At 42.3% G+C, this 1,240-nt stretch carries 3 protein-coding genes; 2 read left to right on the plus strand and 1 reads right to left on the minus strand.

Translation table 11 applies throughout. From position 1 onward, the window contains the following. A partial coding sequence (locus R8269_RS25000; protein WP_318222879.1) for an HAD family hydrolase occupies positions 1-362 on the plus strand: 362 nt, incomplete at its 5' end. A 111-nt stretch (positions 363-473) separates the two neighbouring features. Here the strand turns inward: R8269_RS25000 and R8269_RS25005 are convergent. After that, positions 474-953: a Dps family protein gene (locus R8269_RS25005; RefSeq protein WP_020835062.1), complete on the minus strand. Its 480-nt coding sequence runs from the start codon at positions 951-953 to the stop codon at positions 474-476. Between R8269_RS25005 and R8269_RS25010 the strand changes: the two genes are divergently transcribed. Further along, a partial coding sequence (locus R8269_RS25010) for a hypothetical protein (RefSeq protein ID WP_318222880.1) occupies positions 942-1,240 on the plus strand: 299 nt, incomplete at its 3' end. The two genes, R8269_RS25005 and R8269_RS25010, sit on opposite strands and share 12 nt — an antisense overlap.

The following is a 1,240-nucleotide window of genomic DNA, read 5'->3' on the forward strand; positions in this document are numbered from 1 at the left end:
AATTGCTGAACTACTTGGAGAAAAAAGCGATTAAAACCGCCATCGTGACGCGAAACTGCCTAATTGCGACACAAAGAAAATTGGAACATAACCAAATCACCGTTGAGCAAGTGATCACGCGTGAATGTTATCCACCAAAACCCGATCCTTTATCGCTACAAGTGCTCGCCAAGGAGTGGCGTTTGATGCCAAATGAAGTGCTGTATGTCGGTGACTTCCTTTACGATTTACAAGCTGCGTACAATGCACAAATGCCGTCTTGTTTAGTGCATCACGGCATCACCGAACAATTTCAAAATTCGGCATCACTTGCGGTGAAAGAACTGTCCGATTTGCTGGCGTACTTTGAATCAGCGCACTGATCCCTTTGTCCGAAAAGCTCAACGAATCAGATTGCCAATTCTCAGAGACAAAAAAAGGAGCACTCATGTGCTCCTTTGGCTTATTCCCGAATCGTATGTAAATGTTTGAACTTAGCCTTGTAAGTACGCGTTTAGCATCCACATCAGTTTCTCTTGCTCACGGATGTAATCACCCATCAGTGCCGCAGTACCTTCATCGTCTGCTTCACCAGCGTTTTGTAAAATCTCACGCTGTTTAACAAGCAGAACACCAAAACCATCAACCAAGCCTTTCACGCACTCTTCACCCATTGTCGCGTTTTGATGCTCTTTGATTTCGCTTGATTCTAAGTAATGGCTAAACGCGTGTGCTGGTGTGTAACCCAACGTTAAAATACGTTCTGCAAGTTCATCAATTTTGGTTTGAAGATCTGTGTAGATCTCTTCAAATTTTACGTGCAATTCAAAGAACTGGTGGCCTTTGATGTTCCAGTGATAACCACGTGTGTTCATGTACAGCACTTGATAGTGGGCAAGTAGCTGATTCAGTTGTTGTGCTAGTTGTTCTGATTGTTGACGATCTAGACCAATTAAGCTTACTTGTTTGCTCATAATCTTGCTCCTTGGAGAGTAAAGTTTAAAAATTTTTTTGCAGTATTTGCTGCCGATGGAGTCATATTAGATCTGAGCGGTGAGGAAGGAAATTTGGTTTTAGCTATAGATTTAATAACTAAACTCAATGAGCAATTAGGTTATGTGTGTAGTAGAATAGTCGAAACCCTCGACCATTGTATTTCTTCATGGTCGAGGAGCATTCATTGGGGGGTTCTAAGCCGTTTTAAACATGGCCATTTGTTGATTCAACTCGGTGACTTGTTGCTTCACTTGCAACGACGTCT

The sequence above is a fragment of the Vibrio sp. Vb0667 genome (assembly GCF_033391095.1).